The sequence below is a fragment of the Pseudomonas sp. K5002 genome (genome assembly GCF_013386655.1).
Taxonomy (GTDB): Bacteria; Pseudomonadota; Gammaproteobacteria; order Pseudomonadales; family Pseudomonadaceae; genus Aquipseudomonas.
On the sequence record NZ_JACARK010000733.1, the window covers coordinates 1 to 2,804 of the forward strand.

At 61.4% G+C, this 2,804-nt stretch carries 1 protein-coding gene and 2 pseudogenes; all 3 read left to right on the forward strand.

Annotation, left to right across the window (positions count from 1 at the left end):
- Positions 1-374: pseudogene (locus tag HX846_RS27320) on the forward strand (polysaccharide export protein); the annotation flags it as partial.
- Positions 375-388: 14 nt separating this feature from the next.
- The gene (locus HX846_RS27325; RefSeq protein ID WP_003208213.1) at positions 389-2,380 is read left to right on the forward strand and encodes an exopolysaccharide transport family protein; all 1,992 of its coding nucleotides are present in this window, start codon (positions 389-391) and stop codon (positions 2,378-2,380) included.
- A pseudogene (locus HX846_RS27330) lies at positions 2,380-2,804 on the forward strand (glycosyl transferase family 1); the annotation flags it as partial. The gene HX846_RS27325 and the pseudogene HX846_RS27330, both read left to right, overlap by 1 nt.

The window sequence follows — 2,804 nt, forward strand, 5'->3', positions numbered from 1 at the left end:
AGGCGCCGGGCAACACGGTGATCGTCGGCGGCGCGGTATTAAACCCGTCGGCTGTCTCCATCGCCACGGCCCCGACCATGGAGCAGGCGATTCTCGGTGCCGGCGGCGTGAGCTCGGTGGGCAACGCGAGCATGGTCGCCCTGCTGCGTGAAGATGGCCAAGGCGTCTACCACGCCTACTTCCTCGATTTCAGCCAGTACCTGAAGAACGGCGCACTGGGCCGCAAGCCCGTGGCGCTGCAACGCGGTGACGTGGTGTTTGTACCCAAGTCCAACGTCGGCGAACGGATCCAAGGCGTGGACACTTACCTGAACCAGCTGATTCCCTTCACCAAATCCATTGGTGTGGGCTACAGCTACACCACGAACCACTAAAGGAGCGACATCCCATGATCGAGATCCGTTCTTTTCGTGATCTTCTGCGTCTGTTTTTCATCTTCAAGCACGAGTTCAAACTGGCGGCGATTGCCGCGCTGGTGATCATTTTGCTGGGGGCGTTCCTGCTGCCGGCCAAGTATGAATCCACCGCGCGATTGCTGGTAAAACCAGGCCGTGACTCGACGATGCCGATCGAGGTCGACAACCGTCAGCCAATCGTCATGCCGAGCACCCAGCGCGACCCGATTGTCGACGAAGAGCGCCTGCTGACCGGCCGCCCTATCGTGCGTGCAGTGGCCGAGCATTACCTTGACGTGATGGACAAGATGCAGCCGCCGGAAGGCGTGTGGAAGCGCACCAAGTGGTACGTCAAGAAAGGCATCAGTGCCGTGTTTGACGGTGTGCGAGTGGTGCTGGAAACCGTTGGCATCGTCGAAGAAACCACCCCGGTGGAACGCCTGGCGAAAAGCCTGGAGAAAAACTTCGAAGTGACCCACGCCATCGGCTCTACGGTGATGGACATCAGCTTCCGCTGGGATGACCCGCAAATCGCCCAGGCGGTGGTCAAGGATTGGGTCGAGACCTACATCGACGAGCGCACCCAGGCGTTGGGCCGCAAGAGCCTGTATGCGTTCTATGAAGGCCAGGTGTCTTCCAGCGCTGCGCAGATCAAGAGCTACAAGGAGCAGATCCTCGCGCACTTGAACGACATCGGCGCCTCGAGCATCACCGATCGCCTGGAAGACTTGTCCGAGCGGATCAACGTGCTGCGTGGCGAGGTGTTCAACTCCACTCGGCTGATCGCTTCCTCCGACGTGGCGTTGCAGAGCACCCGTGACCAACTCAAGGGCCAGCCCAAAGAGGTGACCACGGTTCGCCAGATCGCGTTGAACCCGCAGCAACAAGACTTGCGTCGCCTGCTGAACCAGAAGCTCCTGGAAAAAGCCGACATGATGCGTACCTATACGGATAACGCGCCGCCGGTCAAAGCCCTGGACGCTTCGATCCGTGCCATGCAGGCCCAGGTCGCCGGTGAAAGCGACACGGTGCAAAGCTCCGAGAACCGCGCGCCGAACACCCTGGAAATCCACCTGCAACGGGTACTGCTGGATGAGACCAGCCGCAACCAGTCGCTGCGTACACAGTTGGTGCAACAGCAGAAGCAACTGACTGAACTGGAAGCCCAGCGCAAGGACGCCCTGGCCATCGAGCCGGAACTGGCGCGCCTGGCCCGTGAGTTGAACGGCACCGAGAAAAACTACGCGCTGTATGTCGACAGCCTGGAAAAATCGCGGATCGACCGTGAACTGGACAAGAGCCAGATCAGTAACATCGCGGTGATCGAAGAAGCTACCCTGAACCCTGGGCGCGTCTTCCCGAAAACCCTGCTGATGCTGTTGCTGGCCATCCCGTTCTCCATCGTGGTCGGCCTGCTGGTGATCTACCTGTGCTACCTGCTGGATCAACGGATCCACGACGGCGGCCTGGTGGAAGGCAAATTCGGCCTGCCGCTGTGGACCACGCTGCCGGAGCTGGACACCAGCACCGCGCAAAGCACCAACGCCTTCAACGCGAGCATCTATCGCCTGTATGGGTTGCTGCCGCTGGAGCGTATTGCCGAACAGGGCCTGACCCTGGGGCTGACCTCGGCACGGCACGGTGAAGGCGTGAGCTTTATCGTCGAGCAGTTGCGCCAGTTGCTGGAAGAGAACGGCGTGCGGGTGCGGATCGGCGGGGTTGAGCCGGCGATTCCGGGCCAGGTGGTACTGCTGGATGCTTCGGCGCTGCTGGACAATCGTGATGCGTTCATCAACCTGCGCCGTGCCGACCTGATTGCGCTGGTAGTGGAAGCGCAAAAAAGCACGGTACCGGTGGTGGAACACGCACTGTCGATCCTCACCACGGCGTTCGGCAAGGTCGATGGCATTATCATCAACCGCCGCAAGTTCGAGGTACCGGTCAAGGTGCTGAAAACCATCGCCAAATACCGGGGTTCGTTCTGATGCGCATCGCCCTGCTCGCTCCCCTGCCGCCGGAAAAGAACGGGATCGCCGACTACGCGAACCACTTCAAGACGGCACTGGAGCAACTGGGCGTCGAGGTGGCTACGCCCTTGACGGGCGTGGTCGGCAGCACGGCGGCGATCAAGCAAGCCATTGCCGGTTTCGACTGGCAGGGTGTTGACCTGGTCCACGCCGAGCTGGGCGGTGGGCGGCTGGGGGAGTTCCTGGCCCTGCGCGAATTGCGCAAGGCCTACCCCGCCCTGCCGTTGACCGCCACGGTGCATGACCCGGAACGCATGGTCTGGCGGCGCGAGCAATTGCCCTTTCCGCTGAACCTGCTGGAATCCTTGCCCAGCCCATTGCCCCAGGCGGCAGTGGTGCTGGCCGATCCCTTGACCCTGCGCGAAGAACGTCACGTCGCCCA

Excerpts from the sequence above, each read along its gene's own strand:
- HX846_RS27325 (WP_003208213.1), top strand. The coding sequence starts at position 389 with ATGATCGAGATCCGTTCTTTTCGTGATCTTCTGCGTCTGTTTTTCATC.